A 23,863-nucleotide genomic window follows, 5' to 3' on the forward strand; every position below is an offset into this window, starting at 1 on the left:
TTGGGCGGGTTAAAAGTCAACGCCTTTGCGGGCTTTTATGCCAGCGCGGAAGGCATGTTTGATATCTTTAACTTCTGACACCGTATCGACAAGGTCGCGTAAACCGCTACCGCCACCACGGCCGGTTACAACCAGGCTTTGTTCGTAGGGGCGATTTTTAATGGCGGTTAGAATTTTTTCTTCGTCTAAATATTTGTAGCCGATCATATAGGTGATTTCGTCGAGCACCACTAAATCGAGACTGTCATCGGCCAACATGCGGGCCGCTTCTGTCCACGTGGCTTCCGCAGCGGCTATATCGCCACTACGGTCTTGAGTGTCCCATGTAAAGCCGGTTCCCATTTGATAAAAATCGACTTCCGGGCAGGTATCGCGTAAATAAATTTCTTCACCGGAAAGTTGAACACCTTTAATAAATTGCACAACACCAATTTTTTGACCGTAGCCGAGCGCACGCATAACCATACCAAAGGCAGAGCTGGATTTACCTTTGCCGTCGCCGGTGAGTAAAACAGCAACGCCTTTTTCGGTATCGGCGCGTTCAATATTGGCATCTACCTTTGTTTTTTGTTTTTCCATGGCCGTTTTGTGGCGGGAATTCTTGTCTGTTTTATCGGTCATGTGTTCTGCTCATTTGTGGTGTCGTGTTTTATGACGATAAGGTTGGAAATAGGGCGCGCGATAAAAGCCGCGCGCCCAGCACGATTTAAAACTGGAATTTAGCCCCAGCATAAAGAGAGCGTTCGGCAGTATTGTACCCCGTCACTTCTTGATAATCTTGGTCTAGTAAGTTTTCAATGCGCGCATTGAAGACCCATTGATGCCAGCGCCAATTAGCGCTGAGATTGAAGACACTGTAGTCGTCCATTGCAACGTCATTAATATCCTCCACATCTGTTACATAGCGCATATTCGCAAGCAGGTTGAGATTGTTATCCATTAGGCTGGCGTTAACACTAACATTGTAGGTGTATTGTGGTCGGCGAACACGGGGTGCGTCATCTCGTGTTTCGGTTTTGTTGTAGGTAGCGTTTGCAATAAGAGCGTAACGGCTGCTCATCGTATACTCGCCAGCAAGTTCAATGCCTTTTGAACTGCTCTCACCGTCGGCTTGAAAGTAGCCTGACCAGTCAATGGGGTCGAAATAAATTTCGTTATCGACCGTTTGATAGAATAGTGTGGTTTCAACGGAGTAGGAGGTGTCGCCTTTAAGTTGGTGATAGTACTCTATGCCGGCATCGATACCCGCACTTTTTTCTTCCTTTAACGCTACGTCTGCCGCAGCGCCAAATGCCCAAGGGCCTTTATTGTAAGCGATTTCTTGCAAGGAAGGAGCGCGAAACCCTGTACCAGCGCTGGCGCGTGTTTTAAGTGTTTCACTGTCGCTGATAATTGGTAACCACGCCGCTGTTACACGAACGCTATTGTGCGTGCCAAAATCATCGTTGTTATCGTTTCGAAGGCCGCCGGTAAAATATAGCGTATCGTCAATGTTGGCTTGGAGTTCGGCAAATAAGCCTGTTTGGTTACGGGTAATTGTGTCGATTTCTTCGTCTATGTCGAAAAATACATCTAAGAGATTAGGTATATGGGTAAACGTGTTAGCGTCCTCGCCTACTTTTTCGGTTTTGTAATCAGCACCAAATACCGTTGTGAAGAATGGACTTAACTCAACACTACCTAAATATTCTGATTTTTCTAAGACACCACTAATGCTATAGGAAGAGAGGTTATCGGTGAAAAACTCACGTTCTATGGCAGTAGAGCCAAACGCTAGGGCATGCTGGGCATTACCGTGTTGCCATTCGAAGGATAAGCGACCCGTCTGTTGTTCGGAGCTCGTGACACAATCTTCTGCGGCGGAACCACAGTTGTCGTATTCGCTCAGGGCTTCTAAGTCTCGAAAGACAAGCTGGGTACGCAGTGTGTCGTTAATATTCCAGCCGAATTTTGTGTGTACGGTTGTATTGTCGTAACCGTCGGCTTCGTTGTTGGTGTCGTCGGTGCGGGCATTAAATCCTTCGCTGGAAAGATCGGCAACGGAGATTAATATATCGCCTTGCTCGCCGCCGAAACCAAGATGTCCTGTGAGCTTACGTGTATCAAATGCACCCGCTTGCGCCGCTACGTGGCCATTAAAACCCTCTTCGCTTGTCGTGGTAAAAATATTCACTACACCACCTGCATCGGCGCCGTATATAAAGCCTTGAGGCCCGCGTAAGATCTCGACGCGTTCGATTTCGTCACCGGTTTGTAAGTGCTGAACTTCGGTACCAACTTGCGTGCCGGTAGGGTCTGACATTTCCACGCCATCGATCATGATTAAGGTACGGTAACCTTCTTCGCCGCGAATGCGCAAAGATGACTGTTTGCCCATACCGCCGGAGTTGGTAACGGACACGCCAATCTGGTTACGCATTATATCCATTAAGGCTGTAGAGCCTTGCAATGCGATTTGCTCGGCGGTAATAACAGAAACCGATGCGCCTACTTCACGCAAGGGCGTTTGGTTGCCAGAGGCAGTGACGACAATTTCTTCGAGTTTTTCTTGTGCGACAGCCGAGAGAGATAAACCGAGCGTAAGCCCAGATAATAGTGATAATTGAAAAAGGTGTTTCATTAAAGTCCCCATTAATACGTCTAATGAGGGAGGTATACCGGGGATGAACGTTAACCGATGCCGTGCGAGCGTGCGCAGATTAAGACCATTCCTGGATGGTAGCCCTCCGCTCCATCTATGAATTGCGGCGTGTTAACGTATTCGCTAAACGCCAATATCTCAGGCTGGTATCGGGCTTGTGCTTTTGCGATTGAAAGCACTTACCGTTGCGGGGGCAGCGTTGGATTCTCACCAACTTCCCATTTCGCTCTGCCGTTTTACGTGCGCAGAGGACCGGAAACGGGGCGACTTTAGGCGCGTAGGTTGTCTTTGTCAACTTATTCCCATAGCCTCAAATGGGGTTCTCTTGAAGATAAAGGCGGCCTAATTAAACATTGGGTGTTAGCAGAAGGCGTCATCTTGGGGCGGCCGTGTATCATTTTAGGTCTCGCGAAGGGCTGGGCACGCTGGCAATTGCCTGCGTGATTGACGGGGATGCAGCAATGTGCGCCTAGAATGGGCGTGTCAGGTCAAAAAGTTGAGAATAACGGGTGATGGTATGAGGTTTGCTATATTCACTCGGATAAGTGCATTTTTAACTGTAATAACCGTATTGAGAGAGACAACATGAGTGAACGTGCGTCTACCGCTTATCATGAGGGTGGAGAGGTCGTGTTAAAAAAGGCGCCGGCAAGTGAGCTGGACGACGCTGGTTATCAAATGTTTTGTGATGCTTACCGTCAACGTGAAGATGTGCTGACGCTGGTGAAGCAAATTAATCAGTTGATTAAGGTGGTGCAAAAGCATCGAGGCGTCAGCATGGGGTTACTGGCGGGCGATAGTGGTTTTTTAGAAAATTTTGAATCGCTTCAAACTCAACTGGAAAAACGCCTAGCGACATTGGAATGTTTTGCCCGTACTACGGGCGGGCTGTTAACCGATAGAGAGAAAGATAATTTACATCTCGCGTGGCTCACCATACGGCAAGATTGGCAAAACGATAACCTCAGCGACAACTTTGAATTACACACACACCTTATCGAGCAGCTGCAAAGTATGCTGGCTTCTCTTGCTCGGCAATTGGGGAAACCGTTGGCGCCGGATTTGGAAGATGCAGAGCCGGAAGGCGGGGCGGATTACCCTAAGCTGTTCAAGCAAATTGAAATGTTGAATTTTGTGTGCCGTCAGGTGCCGGATATTATCGAGCAGGTTGCGAAAGTCAGGGGCCTATCGGTTTATGCGGCCAGTGCAGGTAGCGTTGATTTTTATAGTGATCGGAAATTACGGTTTCTATTGCAGTGTACGCGAGAACAAGGTGATAAGTTACGTGCGCAGGCGGAGCGTATTAATGAGCAGTTAGAGGGAGGGCTTGGGGCATTTAAAGTATTGAAAGAGTTAGAGTTAAAGGTGCATTTTTTGTTAAATACCGTGGAGCAGGATGTGCTGTCGGACAGCGCAATCGCAACGTCTAGCCAGCAGTTTTTCAGCTTAGCAACCGAAATTATTGATGTGTATTGGCGGCTGGTAACTGAAGGGCTCGCCCAAATACGGCTGTGGCATGAAGACGACATGGAAGCGTGGCTAAAACTGCCGCAGTAACTAGCCGAACTACTGTTTATTGGCAGTGCGTGGTTAGGCGGGAGTGCGGTGTTTCTAACGTGTTCCTTCCGCGTTTTCCGCTTCGCTGATAGCGAGCTCACGAAAGTCAGTAATATACCCACTTATTTTTTGCTTCATTCGTTTTTGTTGTGCAGGGGTTCGCCCGTTGAGGAGGTCGGCCAGCATGGCATAAGTAATCGATTGGTTTTTATCCATTCGTATTTCGAGTTCTTCATTCCATTCGTCCGTATGGACAAATAATAATTTACGAATTGTGGTATCTAGCTGTGCACGGTCTTTGCGGTGGGTCAGTGCTTCAAGTAACTCTTCAGCCCATATTTCTTGTTGGCGAAGTGTTAAGGCTTCGAATGGCAGCATAGTTTCACTCCACTCGCGCAGTTTTTGCTTTTGTTCGTCGTTGAAGTTATTTAGGCCGCCGAGAACAAGATGTGATTTGAGTTCGTCGATACGGGCTTTGTACAGCGCAGGTTCATCTATATCAATAAATTCTTTTTGGTAATCATTTCTTTCTTTTGCGAGCTTCGCCATTAACGCTTTAACTTGATCGTCGCTAAGTGTTGCGGCGAGTTCAATAAATAACGGTGTTAAATAATCTAAACAGTCGCCGACCAATACCTGAATACGGTCTGTTTCGTCGTGTACTTGTTGGCCGGTGAGAATGCCTGTGCCAATGCGAATGTGTAATCCTTCGAGATAGAGTGCATAGCGAGTGAGTTGCGTTTCACGGTGCCAGCTGTGAAATTTATCGAGGTAATTTTTTGCGTATTTTTTTTGCTCACTATCGAGGTTAACGTAGCGCTCTATATACCAGAGGGTGGCAAAATCGAGAAAGCTATAGGCGAGTTTTGTTGCGCAGCCATTGAGAATGAAAAGGCAGAAAAATAGTAGGCTTATTCGTAGACAAAACTTACGCATGGCTCTTCCGTTGAGTGTGTGGGCAATCTGATGTGCAAAGGAGCAGGATTATATACGACTACGACACCAATAGTCGCGGGCGTAAGTAAGAATGAGTGGTGTAAAATTGTGTAGGAATACAGACGTGGCGGTAACCTAAACACAGTGACGCAAAAATGTGCGTCACTGTGTTTAGGCGGTTGTGGCGCTACAAGGTTTTTATGTATTCCACTAACGCCCAGCGATCAACAGTATTGATAGGTGGAAGCGTTTCGGTTTTATAGGTGCCGTCGCTATTGCGCAGTGGTTTACCGTTGTTATCGAGGGATATAACGGGGGTTATACCGGCAGCGTATTCATGCCCTGCATTCGAGTTGCTCGGTAAGGCCGTGTTGAACACAAATAGCCCTGGGTAATCTTCCGTAGAGCGCGGTGCGTAGCCAACACGTACGGGGTCGAATTCTCGTTGCCCTGTCGTAAAGGTGTCGGAACGGCAGTCTTCGCTTTCTGTGGCGCCATTGTCGAGTTGTTCCTGTGAGCATTTGGGTAAAAATAGCTCGTAGAGATTCTGTACTGACCCATTGTGTAGGTAAGGCGGTGTGGCCCATACGCCATTAAGTGGGCGACCTTTGTAGGCCAGTAGATACTGGGCGGGGTTTGTGTTGTCTTCGAAATCTAATTGGCGATCGCCGGTTTGGGCGGGGTTGTCCATGATAGAGACTAAAACATCGAGCATGCGCAAAATGCCGCGATACAGCGCTGGTTTATCTAAATCGGGCTGTGTTACTACGCCGCGCCCGGCTTCAGCTAACAGCGGTAATACTTTGCTGTCGACGCCAAATTTTTCTCCGTTGGGTGCTTTATGGTCAACGGGTAGGCCTTTGAAATAACCGCTTTTACCCGTGTAAGTGAGGGCGTTCATGACTGTTTGTGGGTCGGTGCCAATAAAGGGCAATGATGCCATTTGAGCTTGAATGGTGCGTTTTGGATCGGTGCGGTCGATGTCATGATGACATTGGTCGCATCGGTACTGTTTGAAAATCTCGCGCCCTCGTTGTGCGAGAGGTTGGTCGATAGCGGGAAATTGTTCTGGCCACAAAGGCGATGTCAAACGGGTTAAATGGCGTTCAAGGCGAATGATATTGCGCACATCGACGGAGGATGGGTAGCCGTTATCCTTTGTTTGTTTTTCCAAGTTCATGGTACCAAATACCCCCATAACTTCTCCTACATTACGGCCTAGCGCACCCGTTTTGGCGTTTTCACTCACGCCATTCCATTGCACGAAGTCGTGTTGTGGTGTGTCCCACAAAAAGGGGAAGCTTACGGGGGCGCTCGCAGGATTGAAGTTGTTGCCGTCTTTGGGGGTTAAGTGGCCGAGTATACGATTGTAAATGCGGCCGAAGGCATCAAGGCGACCATAGCCGTAATGCACCATTTCGCCATCATGGCTGGGTTGGTTGACGGTATTGTAAACATGCTGGCGTTTACGAGCATGATCAAGAAGTTCACGTGTGAGGGTAAGGTTGCCCTCGCTAGTATCACCAAAAATATTGCGGCTTAAGCGCGTTAACTTGTCGTTGTTGTTGTAAGAGGCATTGAGTGCTGCTTCTAGCGATATGAGCATACTTTCCATGTCTGAAAGTGACGGGCCACCATCAATACGAATGCCAATACCTTGGTAATTAATTTGATTCGTATGGCATGCGGCACAGGTGAAACCAATATAGTCTTTGCCTCGATAGCTGTCTTTTACAAACCCTAGAGGTAAGCCGTTGGGGTTGTCGTAGCTGGGTTGTTGTACGAGATAGCGATACCGCAGCATGTTTTCTTCGGAGCGAAATAACGCGTTATTGTCGGCTTGCTCTAAGTGGAGAAATAGCGTGTAGGGGAGCAGGTCGGAGCCTTGGGTGGTGTTGTAAAACCACAAACTATCTAAAGGGGCCCAGTTTTGATCAAGATAAATAATGCTTGAAACGCTGTCGCCAAAAAAATCAGCTTCAGAGACTTGAGCGCCGCGATCATTTGGCGCTAAAACCCATCGTATTAAGTAAGCAGCGACGGACAGTAAGAAAATAGCGATAAATACTTTGAGAATAAATTTTAGGCTAAGTAGTTTCTTCATTGGATACCCTTGTATTCGCGTACCTCACGGACTTATTTTTATACGTTGTGTGGCCAAGGACGTCATTAAGCGGCCGCACTGCGATCAGCTTGCTTTGTTAAGCGTAGTCGATCTCATGAACTTTGTGAAAATGGGTGTTTATTGGATATGTTGAGCTAGACTTTCACTCCTGCCCGAAATAGTCTTTCCTTTAGGTAAGCTTTGATGGCGTGCTATTTTGCGAAATGTTAGACGTTAACGGTGCTGAAGCTTTATGGGTTACTTAAGGGGCGGTGAACCGGCGGAGGCGAGGGAGAAAACACAGGAGTAGAACGAATAGACTGAAGACAACGATAGGCCAAGAGCCAAGACGACTAAAGAGCGTTTGCCCGCGCATTAAATAAACGTTGCCGGTAAGTGTTTCTGCGACAAATTGTGTGCCGGTCAGTATGGCTTCGCCTTTTGGCGAAATAATGCCGCTTAAACCTGTGTTGGTTCCGCGAATAAGGTAACGACCATTTTCGAGGGCACGCATTTGAGCCATCTGAAAATGTTGTAATGGGCCAATCGATTCGCCAAACCATGCGTCGTTACTGATGGTGACCATAAGGGGTGCACCGCCTAAATTGTTCGCGACTAAATCGGGATAGACAATTTCATAGCAAATGTAAGGTGCAATGGTGTAACGATCGGTTTGAATGCCTTTTTGATTGGGTGGGCCGGCCTGAATAATGGAGTTAGGCAAATCAAAAAAGGCAATGAGGCCCCGTAAATATTCCTCTAGCGGCACATACTCGCCAAATGGCACTAAGCGTTGTTTGAAGTAAATATTATTCGCCGCGCCAGCCCCGAAAATAGCATTGTAAAAAGTATTGGGTTTGTCGTCGTCGTAGAGTATGCCGCTAATGAGCGCGGTGTTGTGATCGGCTGCGCGTAGGTTTAAGTCTTGAATAAAGTCGCTAGCATCGTGATACATCAGAGGAATGGAGGCTTCGGGCCACACAATCAGATCGGACTGCCAATGCTCTTCTGTTAATTCGAGTAATTGATTCGAAATGGCGGTGCGGTAAAACGGATTCCATTTTACTTCGAGCGGGATGTTCGGTTGCACAATGCTAACGGTGAGTTTGTCGTGCTCGGTTGTTGTCGTCCATTCAACGGCTTTTAGATAAAGGCCAGCGAGCCAAAGTGCGGCGGTAAGTGATACGGCAATACCGGCGTGTAGCCGAGTGTGCCTGCGGTTAAATAGGCTAACGCAATAACATAGAGCCGTTGCGCTGAACACGACGATAAACGAGACCCCATAAACGCCCAGCACGGGCGCCCAGCCGGAGAGCCAGGTGTCAATGTGCCCGTACCCGATATAGAGCCACGGAAAACCGGTTAAAAACCAGCTGCGTAGCCATTCGCCTAGCACCCAAATGGCTGGAAAACTAAAGAGAAAATAGAGGCGGCCTAAAGCGCAATACCGTTGGTAAATATAAAAAGGGATAGAAAAAACCAGCGCTAAAAATGCGACAAATAGAAATGTCATGAGCACGGCTAGCGCCGCGGAGGTATAGCCAAAATCGTGAATGCTAACGTAGACCCACGATACGCCGCAGCCATAGAGGCCCAAGCCGAAACTAAGGCTGCGCAGCCACGCGTGTTTTGGATTTAGGCCCTGCAACGAAAACCCAAAGATGGCAATACCGACAATGGCGATAGGCCAGTAATCATAGGGTGCTAGCGACAGAGGCACGAGGGCGCCGGCAATAAGTGCGGCTGCGTGCGCGGCCCATTGTCTGGTGCGGCTAGCGTGAAGGGCTGGCGTGTCGGAAGGTCGCATGGAATAAACCGGCATTGTGGGGGTAGATAGCCTTTATTAGGTGATGTTACTCATCGTCATTGGCTAGCGTTGCGCGCAATAAGTGTACTTGGCGATTGTCGGAATACAGTACCCGAAAGGTGAATTTACCCAGTGTGACGGTTTCGTTACGGCTAGGCATGTGGCCAAAGGCTTGGGTAATAATGCCACCGATGGTGTCGAATTCGTCATCACTAATTTTGGCTTTAAAGTAAGTGTTAAATTCTTCTATTGGCGTGAGGGCTTTTAAAATGAATTCGGAGGTCGATACCTGACGAATAAAATCTTCGTTGTCTTCGTCGGTTTCGTCTTCTATTTCGCCCACTATTTCTTCGAGAATATCTTCGATGGTCACAAGGCCTGAGATCCCACCGTACTCATCGATAACCAACGCCATGTGATAGCGGTTTTCTCGAAATTCTTTTAGCAGTACATTCAGGCGTTTACTTTCGGGGATTATGTTGGCCGTTCGTAGTTCTGATTCCCATCGAAAGCTGTCTTGACCGCTCAGTATAAGTGGCAGAAGATCTTTGGCGAGTAATATACCTTTAATGTCGTCACTGGACTCGCCTATCACAGGGAATCGGGAGTGGCCTGTTTCGATCACTTTGGGTAAGAATTCAGCGGGGCTTTCTTCCGCCTTAATAACCACCATTTGTGAGCGTGGCACCATGATTTCGCGGACTTGCAGTTTCGCTACATCGAGGGCGCCTTCGATAATACTGAGAGCTTCCTGATCGACCACTTTATTGTTCGCAGCGCCCTTAATTATATCCAGTAGCTCTGCTCGGGATTTGGGTTCGCTGGCAAAATTGGCAAACAATCGTTCTAGCCAAGATCGTTTATGAAGGGGCTCGTCTGGTGACGAGCGGCTACTCGAGGGGTCTTCCGACATTATATTAGTGGTCTCCTGCCATAATGGGCAGCAATTTATCGTTCATAGGGCGGTGGGAAGTCCAGCGCTGTGAGTATGGTCGTTTCGAGTGCTTCCATTTCTTCTGCCGCTTCGTCTTTAATATGGTCGAAGCCTAAAAGATGCAAACACCCATGGATAACCATATGGGCCCAGTGTGCGCGTACACTCTTGCCTTGTGCGAGCGCTTCTCGGGCAACAACTTGGGCGCAGATAACTAAATCGCCCAATAAGTCGAGCTCTACTTCTGGCGGCAAATCGCAGGGGAAGGATAATACATTGGTTGGAGCGTCTTTATGACGGTATTGGTTGTTTAACGTTTGGCTTTCATCTTCGTCGACAATACGTATGCTCAAATTGGGGTTTTCGCTTGGGGTGCTGGCTTGCGTCGACATCATATGCTTTGGCGCAAGGCAGGCCGACGCCCAAAGTTTGAGTTCGTCTTCGCTCGGTAGGTCTTTATCGGCGATGGCAGAGGCATTTTCGATATCGAGATGTAATGTTGTCATAAGAATAGGTTCTTATTGTTCGTTTTCGGCTCGCTTCTCTGCTGCATCATAAGCCTCAACGATTCGTTGGACAATGGGGTGGCGCACAACGTCTTTTGCAGTGAATACAGTAAAACTCACGCCATCAACACCGTCTAATACGCCAACGGCGTGTTTCAAACCGGAAGCAATGCCTCTAGGTAAGTCAATTTGTGAGGGGTCACCGGTAATCACGGCCGTAGAGCCAAAACCAATACGAGTGAGGAACATTTTCATCTGCTCACGCGTGGTGTTTTGGCTTTCATCCAGAATCACAAAGGAGTTATTCAGTGTGCGGCCTCGCATATAGGCCAGTGGGGCCACTTCAATAACGTTGCGTTCGATAAATTTAGCGACGGTTTCAAAGCCTAGCATCTCGTAGAGTGCGTCGTACAAAGGGCGTAGGTAGGGGTCAACTTTTTGTGCTAGGTCACCCGGCAAGAACCCCAGTTTTTCGCCTGCTTCTACGGCGGGGCGTACGAGCAGTATGCGTTCGACTTCATCTTTCAGCAATGCTTCAACGCCACAAGCGACAGCAAGGTAGGTTTTGCCTGTACCGGCGGGGCCAATACCAAAATTAATGTCGTGGGTACGTACTGACATAACATAGCCCAACTGATTGTCGCCGCGGGGCTTAACGGTAATTTTTTTGGTGCGAATAATACTGGCTGTATCGATGGCACTTTTTACATCGTCGACGGCTGCTGATCCCATGTTGGATTCCTGTATGGCCAAATGAACTTCATCGGGCGTTAAGTCTCCGTCGCCGGCGGTTTGACGGTAGAGTTGCTGGATGACCTTGACGGCGCTCGGGGCGTTTAACCCTTGCACATTGAAACTGGTGCCGCGGCTCTTAATCTGAACGTGCAGGCGCTCTTCTATTTGCTTTAGGTGAGCGCCAAATTGACCACTGAGTATAGCGAGGCGACGAGAGTCGTTGGGTTCCAGCGATAAGCTGATGGATTCGGAACTTGTTTCAGTTGTATTCAAAGGGGGTACTTGTTCTCTTAGTTCGGCGTGTATTACCGGAGCATTTAAACGTTAAAGCGGTTTTGCCGCTTTAACGAGATGTTGTTTTACTTGCAGTGATGGCTAGCCTACCGCAAATCACGGCTATTCTTCTAGCTCAGAACCTAACAATATGCCACGCAGTGAATTGGGTAGCGCTTCTTCTATTAATATATCGGCAAACTTCCCAATGAGTTGCGGCTGATCACACCGGAAATTAACAACGCGGTTGTTTTCGGTACGGCCAGACAGTTGTCCGGGATCTTTTTTGCTATACCCCGTTACGAGTACGCGCTCGGTATTGCCCACCATACGACGAGCAATTTCCTGAGCTTGCTGGTTGATACGCATTTGCAGAATTTTTAAACGCTCTTTCTTTGTGGATTCTGATGTTTCATCTTTTAGGTCGGCAGCCGGTGTGCCGGGGCGAGGGCTGTAGATAAAACTAAAGGAGAGGTCAAAGCCTACATCGGCGATTAACTTCATCGTGGCTTCGAAGTCGGCCTCGGTTTCGCCGGGGAAACCCACAATAAAATCAGAGGAGAAACATATATCGGGGCGCACTTCGCGTAATCGACGCATCTTGGATTTGTATTCGAGCGCCGTATGGCCGCGCTTCATAGCCATTAGTATACGGTCTGAACCGCTTTGCACCGGCAGGTGTAAATGGCTTACAAGCTCGGGTACCTCTGCATAGACCTGGATAAGGCTATCGGTGAACTCAACAGGGTGCGAGGTGGTAAAACGAATGCGATCAATGCCGTCGATTTTGGCAATGAGCGTAATAAGCTCCGCTAAATCGACAATGCCGTCGTCACTTTCGCCACGGAAGGCGTTGACATTCTGGCCAAGCAAATTCACTTCGCGTACGTTTTGAGCCGCTAAGTGCGCAACTTCATTGAGCACATCGGCGGTGGGGCGACTGACTTCTTCACCACGGGTATAAGGCACAACACAAAAAGTGCAGTATTTCGAGCAGCCTTCCATGATAGAGACAAACGCAGAAGGGCCATCGGCCTCTGGTTTTGGGAGATTGTCGAACTTTTCGATCTCTGGAAAGCTGATATCGACAACCACTGCGCCCTTATCTCGGGGCGTTTCGATCATTTCCGGTAGACGGTGTAGTGTTTGTGGCCCAAATATAAGGTCGACAAAAGGAGCGCGTTTGGCAATTGCCGCACCTTCTTGGCTGGCAACACAACCCCCTACTCCGATTACAAGGTTGGGGTTTTTAGCCTTTAGGTTTTTCCAGCGGCCGAGTTGATGAAAGAGCTTTTCCTGCGCTTTTTCACGAATGGAGCACGTGTTGACGAGCAGAACATCCGCTTCTTCGGGGTTGTCTGTGGGCTCCATCTGATGGGAAGCCCCCAGTAAGTCCTGCATGCGAGCTGAATCGTATTCATTCATCTGGCAGCCGTGAGTCTGGATAAAGAGTTTTTTCGTGGGCGTACTAGTGTCGGACATGGACTTCTCAGGGAGTTATAGGCTGTTCAAAAATCGAGCGCGCATTATAACGGTAGGTTGACGGGTTTCCCAGCTTGTTTTTCAAGGAACTAGGCCCATATTGTGGTAATCTTCAAGTCTATTTTGCGCGGCAGTAAACCCGCAGTATTTGGCGGTGTATAGCGCACCCGAGGTTATATATTACATGGCATCCACTCCCGTTTTTAAAGTTGTGTTCTACAACCGTAACGAAGTCTACGAAGTTTACGCTAAAGCGATTTATCAAAGTGAAATGTACGGATTCATCGAAATTGAAGAATTCGTCTTTGGCGAGCGCACTCAGCTGGTTGTCGACCCGGGTGAAGAGAAGCTCAAAAGTGAATTCAGTGGCGTAAAACGTTCGTTTATTCCTATGCACAGCGTCATACGTATAGATGAAGTTGAAAAAACAGGTGCGGGAAAAGTGAGCGCCGTTAAGTCCGGCGATAAAATAGCGCAATTTCCTTTTCCATCCCCCGTACCAAAACCGAATAAAGATTAGGGCATGCCGTTACATGTAAAAGAGGCTGGGGCGGGCAAGCCCGTGGTGCTCATACATGGTTTGTTCGGGTCTCTAGAGAATTTGGGGGGGCTTGCGCGGCAATTGGCCGAGCACTATCACGTGTTTTCACTCGATTTACCTAATCACGGCCGCTCACAGCATACCGAAGACACCAGCTTGTCACAGATGGCTGATAGCGTATTTCGTTGGTTGAACGCGCAACCTTTTCAGCACGCGAGCTTTATTGGCCACTCGTTAGGCGGCAAAGTGGCGATGGAGCTTGCGCTCTGCCATCCCGAAAAAGTCGATCGTTTGGCCGTGTTAGATATTGCACCGGTGCATTATGCGCCTCATCACGAGCAGGTATTTAAAGGCTTGTTATCACTTCAGCCGGCTACACTGCCCAGCCGCAGTGAGGCTGATGCGCAATTGTCTGCCTATGTGCCGGAGCTTCCAATACGTAGTTTTTTGCTAAAAAACTTGGTCAGGCAGGAACAGGGGTTTGGTTGGCGCATGAATTTGCCAACGTTACATCGGCATTATGCCCGTTTGGTGAGCGGTAATCGCCGAGGGCAGGTCTATAAAGGGAATACTTTGTTTTTGAAAGGAGGCAATTCGGATTATATCGGTGAGCAGCACCGAGACGAAATCCTCAGTCGTTTTCCGAACGCAAAGGTGAAGATAGTGGCGGGTACGGGGCATTGGCTACATGCCGATAAGCCCGATTTGGTGGCTCGATTGTTACAGCGATTTTTGCTGTAAGAGTGGGGTAGGCATTGCCGCTCGCTCTAGGGTGCTGCAATGATAAAGTTTAACTAGCTTCCTTAATAATAAAAAACTTACGGCGTTTAGATGCAGTTTTTAATCCCTTTGTTTTACTTGGCAGCAGGTATTGCGCTCTTCCTCGGTATACAGGCAGTGCTTTTAGCTGTGTACGACTACTCTCGAAAACTGTTGGGGTGGTTCGCGTTTTTATGTTTGGCGGCCGCGATTTATGAGTATTCTTCTGCGCTCTATTATTCTGCACTTTCTTACGAGCATAGCGTACAAGCGCTACATTGGTTTACCGCTGCGGTATTGCTGTGTGTGCCCGCGAGTGTAGGCTTTATTGGGACTTATACGCATGATAGGCACACCCCGTGGTGGGTGCTTATAGCGACGATCAACTCGCTTGTTTTGTTGGTTATCGATTGGCATTCTGACGTTTCAATGCGTTTCATTGGTGGTGCAGAGCTTACTCATATGCAATTGCGTTGGGGCGAGGTGGTTACGCAGTTACAAGGCACGCCGTCTTTTGCTATTCGTTATCTCCATTTCAGCGCGTTATTGTTAGTGATTTGGGCTGCGTTTCGGGCTTACTTCATACGGGTGCGCGATAGGCGACGCTTCGTTTTTTTGGTTGTCTATGTAGCGATTCAATTACTTACCATTTTGCATTCGCTTGCCGTTGAATACGAACTTGTTCAATCGGTGAAGTTGGTGGCGCTTTCATTTACGTCACTGGTCGTTCTGATGGCCCTTAATATTGCGATTGATATTCGCGGTGTTATGGCGCAGTTGGGATTGCAAAGCGATCAATTACAGTTAGAAAAGTCGTTTAGCCAAATATTAAAGTTAGGGCAGGAGAGACTTTCGCAGGTGGTGCAGCAATCTCCGAGCAGTATCCACTTGCTTGAGCGTGATGGCAGTTTAATCCAGCGTAACTTGGCTAGCCATCAGTTGTGGAGTGATTTTGCTCGGCAAGGGGAGTACCTGTTTAGTCGTGCACCGTGGGATCGATTAGGCCTCGATTTATTGTGCAAGCAAGTGCTGGCAACCGGCAAGATTCGGCATCAATTGATTGAGGTTGGCGCTAAATATTTAACGGGTAGTGAGCGGAGTAAGTGGATTGATGCCACCATTTTTCCTATCACGGATGAATTTGATGTTGTCGAGGCGCTAGCGATTGTGAGTGAGGATGTGACACGCCAGCACACCATTGATCACGCATTGCGTATGGTTGCCGCCGAATCGGCCGGCGACGAAGAATTTTTTGTCGAAATTACCAGCCAATTGGCACTGCTATTCAATGCGGGAACGGCTTTTATCGGATTGTTTCATCAAGAAGACGGTATCGATCGCTATACCTCATTGGCGTTGACGATTAATGGCCTGCCGGAGAGAAATTTTACGGCGGTGTGCAGCGAAAGTTTTGCTGAGTTAGGCAAGCAAGAATACAGTAGTGTGATTTCCTCGAGCGCGTATCGTCGTTTTCCTAAAGATGAGTTCTTGGGTATACACAATATAGAAGGTCTTATTATTGCGCCTTTATCAACAAAGAGCGGTGACAGGCTGGGGTTTATCGCCATTATGGACACGTTGGCGCTTGAGCTTATTGAGGATGTCGCGCCTATTATTGAAATCGTTACTCACCGTGTTAGTGCTGAGTTACAGCGGCGAGATGCGGAGGTTAGGGTACGAAAAATGGCGTATGAAGATGCGCTCACGGGCTTGCCGAATCGTACAATGCTACAGGAGCGGCTGTCTGACACGATTCAGCTATGCGAACAAAATCTGAGTAATGCCGTCGCCTATTTTTTAGATCTGGACCATTTTAAAACGATCAATGAAGCGTTAGGGCATGAGGCCGGTGATGACGTACTAAAACAAACCGGCAATCGGTTGTTAGCTGAGCTGGATGATCAGTTGTTTTTGGCGCGAATTGGTGGCGATGAGTTTGTCTTGCTCGAGATGTTTGATTCGCAAGAGGGTATGGATCAAAAAATTCAACACAGAGCGAGCGATATTATTCATATCCTGTCGCAACCGATGGTGTTGGGGGATAGGACTATCTCATTGGGTGTTAGCGTAGGCGTGATCAAAATCCCTGAGCATGCCACGACCGAAGCCGACGTTATGCGGCGTGGCGACTCAACTATTTTTAGAGCGAAAAATGAAGGGCGCAACCGCTGTGAAATATACGATACTTCTATGCAGGCATCGGTTAATGAGCGCCTAGAGCTAGAGCGTGGGCTTAAGCTCGCATTGGAGTCACAGCAGCTGAGCATCTACTATCAGCCGAAAGTTGGTCTCGACGGCCGGCCCATAGGGGCCGAAGCGTTGGTGCGGTGGGAGCACCCCGTATTAGGCTTTATTTCGCCTGCAGTCTTTATCCCTGTGGCGGAAAAAACCGGATTAATCCACCTTGTGGGGGATTGGATGCTGGAGTCAATTGCGGCCAGTATCGCGCGCTGGGAGAGTGAAGGGGTAGGTTTTACCGGCGATATCTCGGTGAATATATCGGCATGGTTGTTTGCCCGCCCTGGGTTTATACAGAAGCTGTTAGGCACCATCGCAGAGGCCAATATTCCCACTTCGAGTATGTCCGTTGAAGTAACGGAAACGGCAGTGCTACGGGATATTTCGTCGACCAAAGATAAGCTGAAAATGTTGCGAGAGGCCGGTGTTGCGGTTGCTTTAGATGATTTTGGAACGGGTTACTCTTCGCTTGCTTATCTAAAAGATTTGTCGTTGGATGCCATAAAGATCGATCAAGGTTTTGTTGCAGATTTACATGACTCTCAAACTGAAAGCCTCGTTAACTCTATGATTTCCATTGGGGAAAATATGGGCTTCGATGTGATCGCCGAGGGCGTAGAACGTCATGACCAGCTGGACAAATTAAAACGTATGGGTTGCAAGGTGTTTCAGGGTTACCTCTTTGCGCGACCTATGCCAGAAAGTGAATTTGTTGCGTGGATTAGATCGAATCGTTAAATTGTAAATAATGGCCGTGCTGCCAATGGCGTAGGGCGAATGAGGAGCAAATCATGAGTAATCCAAACGATCCCGCTCTCAGTAAAGAAGAGCGGCAATTCTGGGATGCGGTTGATAGTTTTATTGGTACGGCTAACGAAGCCTCCGGAGATACGGATGCGGGTATTGTGACGTCGGCCATGATGTATGCGGCGGCGCGCTTTTGTGCCTTTAATCTCGCCAGCTTTTCTGAAACGCGTAAAGACTTTCTTAACGATAGCGACGATTCCATTCGGCATTTAAGTAGCGAATTTAAAAAGTTGTTAGAGGAAAATATGGCCGATTACGGTGAGAATTTTAAAGTGTATTTACGTGAAAATGATGAGCCTTCATAGTACCTTGCGGGTAAAAAAGTAAACGCGCGAACGTAAAAAAAGACCCAAAAAAAGCCCAGCGTATTGACGTTGGGCTTTTTTATAGTGCTGGAAGAGCACCGTCAGTACGGCTTATTAGCCCGCTATTGCTTGTCTTACGCTGGCGAGCTTAACGCATACTACAAAAACTTCCATGGCTTCATCAACTTGCGCTACGGTGGGCACGGTGGGCGCAATACGGATATTGCTGTCCTTTGGGTCGTTACCGTAAGGGAAGGTCGCACCAGCGGGGGTGAGTTTCACGCCTGCATCTCCTGCCATTTTAACCACTTCTTTGGCTAAGCCTGGTTGAGTATCAAACGAGATAAAATAACCGCCATCGGCCGATTCCCAATCGCCTAAATCATTGTCGCCGAAGGCTGATTCAAGGTGGGTTAATACACTGCTAAAGCGAGGCTTGATTATGGCGGCATGCTTTTGCATATGGGTTTTAAGCGCATTGTCTTCAGCAAAGAAATGTACGTGACGCAATTGGTTCACTTTATCGGGGCCAATGGTCATAAAGCCGAGCGACTGCTTAAAGCCGCTGAGGTTAGAGCTGCTGGCGGCCATAAATGCCACACCGGCACCTGCGAATGTAATTTTTGAGGTAGACGCAAATTGCAGCACGCTGTCTTCAGTGCCTGCCGCTATACAAGCATCCATGATGCTGGCAAGTTGAGCGGGGTTGTCCGATAGGTCATGCACGCCGTAAGCGTTATCCCAAAACACACGGAAGTTAGGTGCCGCAATTTTGCCGAGTGCCGCGATGCGCGCAACGGTATCGTCGCTATACACTACGCCAGTAGGGTTAGAATACTTTGGCACACACCACATACCTTTAATGCTGCTGTCTTCGGCGATCAGTCGCTCGACCTCATCCATTTGTGGTCCATTGGACGTCATGGGGACGGTGATCATCTCAATACCGAGGTGTTCACACACAGAGTAGTGGCGATCGTATCCTGGAACGGGGCAAATAAATTTAACGGTTTCTTCATTTGCCCAAGCTGAATCTGAGCCGTCGAGGCCGAATAAGTGGGCGATTGTCATGGCCTGATGCATAAGCGTCAAGCTGCTGTTTCCGCCCGCTAAGACACTTTCCACGGGTACACCCAAAATAGCGGCACCAATTGCCCGTGCTTCCATAATACCGTCGAGGCCGCCGTAGTTACGACAGTCAACACCGTCGGGGCTGGTGTAATTACCCTTTAAAATACCATCCATACCATTGGACAGCGTAAGCTGCTCAGCGGAGGGTTTTCCACGGGTTAAATCCAAGTTAAGCCCTTTGGCAACAATAGCGTGATACTCAGCGGCTAAAGCGTGTTCCCACTGGGCTAGTTGTTCGGCGGAGGCGTTATTCAGTTCCAAGGTATTCCCCTTCTGACGTAGGTTTGCGGCTGCCTGAGCAAGGGCGGCAGCGGGCCCCAAAATGCCGAGGAATTATACCGATTCATGGGGGTGAAATCAGCTATAACCCATCGGATTTAGGGGCTGCAGTGGTAGAATGGCTGTCTTTTTCGTTGTAGTCACACATTAAAGAGTATTGTTTATGGATGCCAAAGTATTAGCGCTGGTCTTTTTTACTGCTTTTATTGCCGAGCTTGGTGATAAGTCTCAAGTGTTGACGGTGCTTTTTGTTAGCAATAAATCTGCGAGCCCTCTAACGGTATTTTTGGGGGTATCACTGGCACTTGTTTTGGCAACGGGTATTGGTGTTCTAGCGGGTCATTTGTTGTCGGACTGGGTTAACGAAAAACTATTATCCTGGGTGGCGGGTACCGGCTTCTTATTGTTGGGCGGGATTACTATATTCCGCGCACTCCAGCACTCATAAAGGACAACCCGTGACTCGATTGTTTACTTCAACCGGCTATGTGGATGCGGACGATGCCACCACCACGCTTTGTTTGCATGCATTGCCACCGTTTCTACGTGTTTTACTGACCACGGATGGCACCGTTACAAAGAGCCTGGAGTCCTTTTTTTGGGAGCCTGTTCGCGTAGTGAACAAGGGCCAAGCGTATTGGCTATTGGATGCCGATGCCCCAGTGATTAACCGAAAAGCGGGCGAGCAGGTATTACGGCGAACCGTGCAATTGATAGGCGAAAAAACCGGTACTTGCTATGCGACGGCTGTTTCTCTGGTGTGTGCTGAACTTCTCACAAAAGAATTACGTTTAAACCTTGAAGACGGCCGGGTAGGGGTAGGTGAATTATTGCGAGAATGCGGGTTGGAAACCTATAGGGAAATTGTGGCTATAGGGGAGGCTGGCAATGGAGGAAGTGAAACGCCATTAGTAAGCTCGGATTCAATTTGGCGAACGTATCGTATAGCGATGGACCACCAACCTTTTATTCAAATTACGGAATTTTTTCCGTTATCTATTTACGTATAATTGTATCGCTCTGCCGAGAGCAAGAGAGTTATTTGTTTTTGTATTGTATAAAGAATGCAGCGTTCTAAATTATACGTTGCAGTCAAATTTCTAATAGAAATATCAGGTAGTATTAATGTGTTTTTTTGCGAAAATATTTTATCGTTCGTGTCATTTTTTACGTAAAAAATGATGCGAGCGGTGTAAGTTTGATCTGTTATTCGTAAATAAATAGGTTGTTAGATCGTTTGCTGATTAAGACTATGCCATCATGAAAACGTTATTTTTGATCGGTTACTATGGCTTTGTTTTGAGGGTTACTTCAAAGCGACGAGGTGTAAAACTCTGGTGGTTGTCGAATGCGTGGGATTGAATAAGTATTAATTTTCGATTGTGATTGCTCTAGACGATCGCCTGATTTTCTTAAACACAAACGAGAACGAAAACATGAAAAAAATTATAATAGCAACATTGTTACTGTTCAGCAGTTGTTGGGTATTTGCGGGATCTCCCTCACTTTCTGGGCCTTCTACGAGTACAGGCTCTATTACGCTTACCCCTAATCAACCCGAATCTCCCTATTTTTTAAATGATTTTTGGAAAAAAGCACCCAATGGTAGTTGGGAAGCCTATCGAGTGAATTATGGTTCTTCATCCGTTACCGATAGCGTGGGTTCTGCTGGTATTTATCAGTACCGTACACGTTGGTATAACCCAAATTCGTCGTCAGAGTATAATCGCTACAGTAGTTGGAGTAATATTGTTTATGTGGATGTTCAAATCGGTAGTGCTCCTTCTCCTAGACCAACGATAAGCCTGGCCAGTACAGATTCTGATGGAACTTTCTATGTGAGTTGGTCTGCATCTAGCGGTGCGAGCCGTTATCAGTTACAGCGTAAGATTGGCTCTGGAAGTTGGTCGACTCAGCAGAACACTAGCAGCAGAAATAAATCCTATACGTCTCAGGCGAATGGTAGTTACTCATTTAGAGTGCGTTCGTGTAATAGTGTTGGCTGTACTAGTTATTCTCCGACAAAAACCATTGTCGTTAACAAGCCAACATTGAGCGTGCCTTCGGCGCCTTCCTCGGTTACTTTTTTACCGCCACCAACCAATGTTGTGTATTGGTCGTCTGTTTCGAATGCGACCTCGTACAATATGCAATATAAGAGTGGTTCTACGTGGGTAACGTATCATAGCGGTAGTGGTACAGGTACCACTGTAGGTGCAACGGGTGCGTCTTACTTTAGAGTTCAAGCGTGTAATGGCGACGGTTGTAGCGGCTGGCGTTATTCGAACTAAAAAAAGGCCCGTGCTTAGCGCGGGCCTTCTTTTTTTGGGGGAGTTACACTTTCTCGGAACGAGAATGCCCAACCCGTATAGTGCTAGGTTATTGGTATACGTTGGGCAGTTCGTTTTCAAACACGGTAAATGGGTGCTTATAAAACTTCACGAAATCATCAGCGCTCTTATGGCCTACGTAAGGTGCGTAGAAATGATCCATTTTTTCTCTGGCTTTATTCGCATTTCGCCATACTAAAAAGTATGAGATTCTTTTGGTTTTCTCATTAGTGAGCAGGCTTTCAAGAATCATTTCAGTCCAAAATTTATCTTGCCCTAACTTTTCTTGCCCACCTTCTGATAGCGCTGCAATTTTATTTTTAGAGGCGGCTATATCACTAATGGCTTCGGCACTGGCAATAAAGTGTGCGCGGGTTTCGGTAAGTGGTAAGGGGTTGTAGCTGTGCCCTAAATCCCAGTAGTTGTCGAGGCCTATTATGTCGATGTAGTCATCGCCAGGGTATCCGTATAGGTATGAAGCGGGCAGTTTGTCTAAGTCCATGCGGCTACGATCAGGTGAAAAAGCGAATATAAGGTTGTTCAAGCCTTTTGTATCACGCAGGTATTCAACCGTAAATTTCCAGAGGGCTATGTAATCCTCTTCTTTGTTTAAGTTCTCGCCTTTTCCCCACCAAAACCAGTCGCCATTATGCTCATGCCATGGCCGAAAAATAATGGGTACGTACTCTAGTTTACCTTCCGTGTTTTTAACTTTTAAGGTCTCGTTAAAGGCGACAAACGTATCGAGGGTGGCTTTTAATTTTTTGTGTGACTTTCCACCAGGAATGATGTCCGCAATACTGGGGTTTTTGGTCCACGAACTGCCGCCTGTAATAGGGTCCCGCATGTGCCAACTAATGGTATTAATGGCGCCGCGTAAATAGCTGGCTTTAATTTCATCGGTTACGAAAGTAAATTTCATTCCGTCTAGATTGGCTTCGTCGCCCGATTCCAAATGGCCAATATCCCAACCAAATACTGCAGGATAGGAACCGGTTACATCTCTAACGTCTGAACGATGAGGTTCGCCTATCCATTTCACTCCGTATGCAGTGGTATTTTGGTGCCCGAAAAGGAGCGTGGTTGCGCTGAGTTTGGCCATATTTTTATAGAGGGCAACGGTTTGCGCTGTTGCGTCTTTTGTAACCAAAGTGGGTGTGGCACTCTTTGGGCTCCCTGCTAGTGCAGCAAAGCTGATGCTCAGCATCAAGGACGCAAAAAGTGAGGGTATAAGCGTACGGTAGGTTGGTCTATTCATTGTCGGTATCTCAAAGGTCACGAAGGTCAATAATGATAAAGTATATATTACTTGGTAGGTTCATTACTCTTAAGTTGGATGGTTAGGTTAAGGGTAGCATTATTATGTAATAGTACGAACACCATGACTAGGTTGGGTGCCCGTCCATCTAAGCCAGTGGACGGGGTGTAGGCTATTGGAAGATATAACCGGCGCTCGGGGCCGCGGTATCGCCGATATTAGCAAGCACCTTATTTTCGATGCCCACAGCATTCAATTCAATGCCCCCTTCCTTTACGGTGTACGGTGCTTCTATGGTGCGGGTAAAACGTCCCGTAGCGCCCGTCTTTCCCACGAGTAGGATATCAGCATTGAGCACGCGTGGGTCTTCGATTTCGGATGAGGTTTTATACTAGGGCGCGGGGCTGAGAAGCGATTCGGGTGTAAGTTGGTTGTCATCTCGGCATCAGTAGTGGCGTGTTCGGGTAGAGGCCTTAAACCAGTTATTGGCGTTCTCACCAGTATTTTCTACCCATTGCTCGTACGCGGGGTAGGCCCACACAACATCACTATATTCACGTGGGTGGCACCAGTTGGTGTTGATTTTAAGGGCCCAGCCTAAGTTGTTTTTGTTCTTAAAATAACGACCGCTGGCAGGATCTGAGGTGTCGTCAAAACGGCCAAATTGAGTGGTATCGAACCAATCGGTAGGCGGGTAGTCTGCAAAATGAATCTCGCGGCTAAAGGGTACGGGCTCGAATCGCTCGCACTCTTCAAGGGTATTGAAGTGAGAGCAACTGCCGGCGGCACCAGTCTCCGTGTAGAGATGGCTGTTTTGCCATAGAACAATAATGGCATCATTAAAATCATTGTCGCCCCATGAGCGCGGTAAATCTTCGAAACCGGTAATCACTTCTTCTACTTCTGCATCGAATAAAAGTACATTGTGCTAGCGCAATATGTCGGTAGGGTCGGGGTTAAGATCTTTTAGCGAAAGGTTTTACGCCTGTATCGTACCAAAATGCGTTAGCCGCAAGAAAAAAACCGACGGCTGTTCCAGCAGGAAAGCGTCCAATACTGACGCGGTGACCATTGGCGAAATGAGGGTAAGATAAATTCGGACATACAATGGTTTCGCTGATGTCCCAAATAGACAGGGAAGGGTTGTTTGGGTCGACAGTAAAGTAACCGAAGGAGTTCTTGTAGCCTGCACCTTCATGAATAAAGGTTATGAGCACTTCGGCCTCTTCTTGTAACACAA

At 47.7% G+C, this 23,863-nt stretch carries 21 protein-coding genes, 1 pseudogene and 1 riboswitch; of the genes and pseudogenes, 8 read left to right on the plus strand and 14 right to left on the minus strand.

From position 1 onward, the window contains the following. Nucleotides 1–9: 9 nt before the first annotated feature. Nucleotides 10–621: a cob(I)yrinic acid a,c-diamide adenosyltransferase gene (cobO, locus tag H5647_RS06195; RefSeq protein ID WP_045857175.1), complete on the minus strand. Its 612-nt coding sequence runs from the start codon at nucleotides 619–621 to the stop codon at nucleotides 10–12. A gap of 85 nt (nucleotides 622–706) precedes the next feature. Then, on the minus strand, nucleotides 707–2,620 hold the full coding sequence (locus tag H5647_RS06200) for a TonB-dependent receptor plug domain-containing protein (protein ID WP_045857177.1): 1,914 nt from the start codon (nucleotides 2,618–2,620) through the stop codon (nucleotides 707–709). A 145-nt stretch (nucleotides 2,621–2,765) separates the two neighbouring features. Further along, a riboswitch (cobalamin riboswitch) is annotated at nucleotides 2,766–2,913 on the minus strand. Between the two features lie 313 nt (nucleotides 2,914–3,226). On the opposite strand from H5647_RS06200, the gene H5647_RS06205 reads away from it, so the two are divergent. Further along, nucleotides 3,227–4,198, plus strand: a complete 972-nt coding sequence (locus H5647_RS06205; RefSeq protein ID WP_052691896.1) for a hypothetical protein — start codon at nucleotides 3,227–3,229, stop codon at nucleotides 4,196–4,198. Between the two features lie 54 nt (nucleotides 4,199–4,252). Here H5647_RS06205 and H5647_RS06210 read toward each other — a convergent pair whose 3' ends face one another. The 7 genes from H5647_RS06210 to miaB form a co-directional block, all read right to left on the minus strand. Beyond that, nucleotides 4,253–5,134, minus strand: coding sequence for a DUF6279 family lipoprotein (locus tag H5647_RS06210; protein WP_045857178.1), 882 nt, complete (start codon nucleotides 5,132–5,134; stop codon nucleotides 4,253–4,255). Nucleotides 5,135–5,321: 187 nt separating this feature from the next. Further along, nucleotides 5,322–7,238 (minus strand): di-heme-cytochrome C peroxidase, encoded by a 1,917-nt coding sequence (locus tag H5647_RS06215; protein WP_045857180.1) that lies wholly within the window; start codon nucleotides 7,236–7,238, stop codon nucleotides 5,322–5,324. 262 nt (nucleotides 7,239–7,500) lie between these two features. Beyond that, a complete protein-coding gene (gene lnt / locus H5647_RS06220; protein ID WP_236074799.1) occupies nucleotides 7,501–9,060 on the minus strand; it encodes an apolipoprotein N-acyltransferase in 1,560 nt (519 codons plus the stop codon). A gap of 31 nt (nucleotides 9,061–9,091) precedes the next feature. Beyond that, nucleotides 9,092–9,958 carry an HlyC/CorC family transporter gene (locus H5647_RS06225; protein ID WP_162926300.1) on the minus strand — a complete coding sequence of 289 codons (867 nt, stop codon included), beginning with the start codon at nucleotides 9,956–9,958 and terminating at the stop codon, nucleotides 9,092–9,094. Nucleotides 9,959–9,993: 35 nt separating this feature from the next. Beyond that, nucleotides 9,994–10,485: an rRNA maturation RNase YbeY gene (ybeY, locus tag H5647_RS06230; RefSeq protein WP_045857181.1), complete on the minus strand. Its 492-nt coding sequence runs from the start codon at nucleotides 10,483–10,485 to the stop codon at nucleotides 9,994–9,996. Nucleotides 10,486–10,497: 12 nt separating this feature from the next. Then, complete coding sequence (locus H5647_RS06235; protein WP_045857183.1) at nucleotides 10,498–11,493, minus strand: PhoH family protein; 996 nt, start codon at nucleotides 11,491–11,493, stop codon at nucleotides 10,498–10,500. 123 nt (nucleotides 11,494–11,616) lie between these two features. Next, nucleotides 11,617–12,975 carry a tRNA (N6-isopentenyl adenosine(37)-C2)-methylthiotransferase MiaB gene (gene miaB, locus H5647_RS06240; RefSeq protein WP_045857185.1) on the minus strand — a complete coding sequence of 453 codons (1,359 nt, stop codon included), beginning with the start codon at nucleotides 12,973–12,975 and terminating at the stop codon, nucleotides 11,617–11,619. 184 nt (nucleotides 12,976–13,159) lie between these two features. Here miaB and H5647_RS06245 point away from each other — a divergent pair, with 184 nt between their 5' ends. The 4 genes from H5647_RS06245 to H5647_RS06260 all read left to right on the plus strand — a co-directional run bounded on the left by H5647_RS06245 (nucleotide 13,160) and on the right by H5647_RS06260 (nucleotide 17,625). Further along, on the plus strand, nucleotides 13,160–13,495 hold the full coding sequence (locus H5647_RS06245; protein WP_045857188.1) for a DUF1820 family protein: 336 nt from the start codon (nucleotides 13,160–13,162) through the stop codon (nucleotides 13,493–13,495). 3 nt (nucleotides 13,496–13,498) lie between these two features. After that, complete coding sequence (locus H5647_RS06250) at nucleotides 13,499–14,257, plus strand: alpha/beta fold hydrolase (protein WP_045857190.1); 759 nt, start codon at nucleotides 13,499–13,501, stop codon at nucleotides 14,255–14,257. Nucleotides 14,258–14,347: 90 nt separating this feature from the next. Beyond that, nucleotides 14,348–17,251, plus strand: a complete 2,904-nt coding sequence (locus H5647_RS06255) for a putative bifunctional diguanylate cyclase/phosphodiesterase (protein ID WP_045857191.1) — start codon at nucleotides 14,348–14,350, stop codon at nucleotides 17,249–17,251. Between the two features lie 53 nt (nucleotides 17,252–17,304). Then, nucleotides 17,305–17,625, plus strand: coding sequence for a DUF3144 domain-containing protein (locus tag H5647_RS06260; protein WP_045857193.1), 321 nt, complete (start codon nucleotides 17,305–17,307; stop codon nucleotides 17,623–17,625). A gap of 114 nt (nucleotides 17,626–17,739) precedes the next feature. Here H5647_RS06260 and H5647_RS06265 read toward each other — a convergent pair whose 3' ends face one another. Beyond that, a complete protein-coding gene (locus H5647_RS06265; protein WP_045861136.1) occupies nucleotides 17,740–19,017 on the minus strand; it encodes an aminotransferase class I/II-fold pyridoxal phosphate-dependent enzyme in 1,278 nt (425 codons plus the stop codon). A 181-nt stretch (nucleotides 19,018–19,198) separates the two neighbouring features. On the opposite strand from H5647_RS06265, the gene H5647_RS06270 reads away from it, so the two are divergent. From H5647_RS06270 to H5647_RS06280, 3 genes are all read left to right on the plus strand, one after another. Beyond that, nucleotides 19,199–19,483 (plus strand): TMEM165/GDT1 family protein, encoded by a 285-nt coding sequence (locus H5647_RS06270; RefSeq protein ID WP_045857195.1) that lies wholly within the window; start codon nucleotides 19,199–19,201, stop codon nucleotides 19,481–19,483. A 10-nt stretch (nucleotides 19,484–19,493) separates the two neighbouring features. Continuing rightward, a complete protein-coding gene (locus H5647_RS06275; RefSeq protein ID WP_045857197.1) occupies nucleotides 19,494–20,045 on the plus strand; it encodes a chorismate--pyruvate lyase family protein in 552 nt (183 codons plus the stop codon). A gap of 426 nt (nucleotides 20,046–20,471) precedes the next feature. Then, a complete protein-coding gene (locus tag H5647_RS06280) occupies nucleotides 20,472–21,326 on the plus strand; it encodes a chitinase N-terminal domain-containing protein (RefSeq protein ID WP_162926301.1) in 855 nt (284 codons plus the stop codon). An 88-nt stretch (nucleotides 21,327–21,414) separates the two neighbouring features. Here H5647_RS06280 and H5647_RS06285 read toward each other — a convergent pair whose 3' ends face one another. The 4 genes and pseudogenes from H5647_RS06285 to H5647_RS22085 all read right to left on the minus strand — a co-directional run bounded on the left by H5647_RS06285 (nucleotide 21,415) and on the right by H5647_RS22085 (nucleotide 23,861). Beyond that, nucleotides 21,415–22,623 (minus strand): glycoside hydrolase family 26 protein, encoded by a 1,209-nt coding sequence (locus H5647_RS06285; RefSeq protein ID WP_082086969.1) that lies wholly within the window; start codon nucleotides 22,621–22,623, stop codon nucleotides 21,415–21,417. A 445-nt stretch (nucleotides 22,624–23,068) separates the two neighbouring features. Continuing rightward, nucleotides 23,069–23,455 carry a DUF4842 domain-containing protein gene (locus H5647_RS22080; RefSeq protein WP_268871374.1) on the minus strand — a complete coding sequence of 129 codons (387 nt, stop codon included), beginning with the start codon at nucleotides 23,453–23,455 and terminating at the stop codon, nucleotides 23,069–23,071. A 3-nt stretch (nucleotides 23,456–23,458) separates the two neighbouring features. Next, nucleotides 23,459–23,539: pseudogene (locus tag H5647_RS22315) on the minus strand (hypothetical protein); the annotation flags it as partial. 40 nt (nucleotides 23,540–23,579) lie between these two features. Then, nucleotides 23,580–23,861 carry a hypothetical protein gene (locus tag H5647_RS22085; RefSeq protein ID WP_045857206.1) on the minus strand — a complete coding sequence of 94 codons (282 nt, stop codon included), beginning with the start codon at nucleotides 23,859–23,861 and terminating at the stop codon, nucleotides 23,580–23,582. Nucleotides 23,862–23,863: the final 2 nt, after the last annotated feature.

The sequence above is a fragment of the Teredinibacter purpureus genome (assembly GCF_014217335.1).
In the GTDB taxonomy this organism is placed as follows: Bacteria; Pseudomonadota; Gammaproteobacteria; order Pseudomonadales; family Cellvibrionaceae; genus Teredinibacter; species Teredinibacter purpureus.

Excerpts from the sequence above, each read along its gene's own strand:
- cobO (WP_045857175.1), bottom strand. The coding sequence starts at position 621 with ATGACCGATAAAACAGACAAGAATTCCCGCCACAAAACGGCCATGGAA.
- H5647_RS06200 (WP_045857177.1), bottom strand. The coding sequence starts at position 2,620 with ATGAAACACCTTTTTCAATTATCACTATTATCTGGGCTTACGCTCGGT.
- H5647_RS06205 (WP_052691896.1), top strand. The coding sequence starts at position 3,227 with ATGAGTGAACGTGCGTCTACCGCTTATCATGAGGGTGGAGAGGTCGTG.
- H5647_RS06210 (WP_045857178.1), bottom strand. The coding sequence starts at position 5,134 with ATGCGTAAGTTTTGTCTACGAATAAGCCTACTATTTTTCTGCCTTTTC.
- H5647_RS06215 (WP_045857180.1), bottom strand. The coding sequence starts at position 7,238 with ATGAAGAAACTACTTAGCCTAAAATTTATTCTCAAAGTATTTATCGCT.
- lnt (WP_236074799.1), bottom strand. The coding sequence starts at position 9,060 with ATGCCGGTTTATTCCATGCGACCTTCCGACACGCCAGCCCTTCACGCT.
- H5647_RS06225 (WP_162926300.1), bottom strand. The coding sequence starts at position 9,958 with ATGTCGGAAGACCCCTCGAGTAGCCGCTCGTCACCAGACGAGCCCCTT.
- ybeY (WP_045857181.1), bottom strand. The coding sequence starts at position 10,485 with ATGACAACATTACATCTCGATATCGAAAATGCCTCTGCCATCGCCGAT.
- miaB (WP_045857185.1), bottom strand. The coding sequence starts at position 12,975 with ATGTCCGACACTAGTACGCCCACGAAAAAACTCTTTATCCAGACTCAC.
- H5647_RS06245 (WP_045857188.1), top strand. The coding sequence starts at position 13,160 with ATGGCATCCACTCCCGTTTTTAAAGTTGTGTTCTACAACCGTAACGAA.
- H5647_RS06250 (WP_045857190.1), top strand. The coding sequence starts at position 13,499 with ATGCCGTTACATGTAAAAGAGGCTGGGGCGGGCAAGCCCGTGGTGCTC.
- H5647_RS06255 (WP_045857191.1), top strand. The coding sequence starts at position 14,348 with ATGCAGTTTTTAATCCCTTTGTTTTACTTGGCAGCAGGTATTGCGCTC.
- H5647_RS06260 (WP_045857193.1), top strand. The coding sequence starts at position 17,305 with ATGAGTAATCCAAACGATCCCGCTCTCAGTAAAGAAGAGCGGCAATTC.
- H5647_RS06270 (WP_045857195.1), top strand. The coding sequence starts at position 19,199 with ATGGATGCCAAAGTATTAGCGCTGGTCTTTTTTACTGCTTTTATTGCC.
- H5647_RS06280 (WP_162926301.1), top strand. The coding sequence starts at position 20,472 with ATGAAAAAAATTATAATAGCAACATTGTTACTGTTCAGCAGTTGTTGG.
- H5647_RS06285 (WP_082086969.1), bottom strand. The coding sequence starts at position 22,623 with ATGAATAGACCAACCTACCGTACGCTTATACCCTCACTTTTTGCGTCC.